This window comes from Streptomyces litchfieldiae (assembly GCF_031845365.1).
Lineage (GTDB): Bacteria > Actinomycetota > Actinomycetes > Streptomycetales > Streptomycetaceae > Streptomyces > Streptomyces litchfieldiae.
The window spans coordinates 1-457 of sequence record NZ_JAVREL010000108.1 but is presented as its reverse complement, the minus strand read 5'-3'; the positions used below and the strand labels follow the sequence as shown (position 1 = coordinate 457).

Genomic DNA, 457 nt, shown 5'->3' with positions numbered 1-457 from the left:
CGGTAACCAGGCCGCGCGTCGACGACGCCTAATTCGTAGGACGCACAGCAACGGTATCCGGACGGCCCCGTGTGGCGCTGTCGGAAAACATATGCCGGAGTTGCGGAGAATCTCGAGCGGGTTTGTCAGAGCTTCAGGAGTATTCGCGGTAGGCGGTTGGTGTGACGCCCACCCTCGACCGGAAGGTTGTGGCGAAGTGGCTCGGGGTGGAGAAGCCGACCGCGTGGGCTATTTCGGTGATGGGCTTGGTAGTGCGGGTCAGCAACATCTTTGCGCGTCTGATGCGCCGGTCAACCAAGTACTGGTGGGGTGTAGTTCGAAACGTCAGCTTGAACTGGGTGGTCAACTCGGTGACCGAGAGCTCGAAGTGCTTTGCCAGGCGAGAAAGAGTGATGTCGCCGTCTAGGTTGTCTTCGAAGTACTCGACAACCTTGGCCCGCGTCGCGTGGTCCCAGGC

The 457-nt window shown here is 60.4% G+C and carries 1 protein-coding gene; it reads right to left on the bottom strand.

Features of this window, described 5'->3' with window-relative positions:
• Nucleotides 1-133: 133 nt before the first annotated feature.
• Nucleotides 134-457 (bottom strand): AraC family transcriptional regulator (locus RM590_RS35610; RefSeq protein WP_311708957.1); only part of this gene is annotated, 324 nt, incomplete at its 5' end.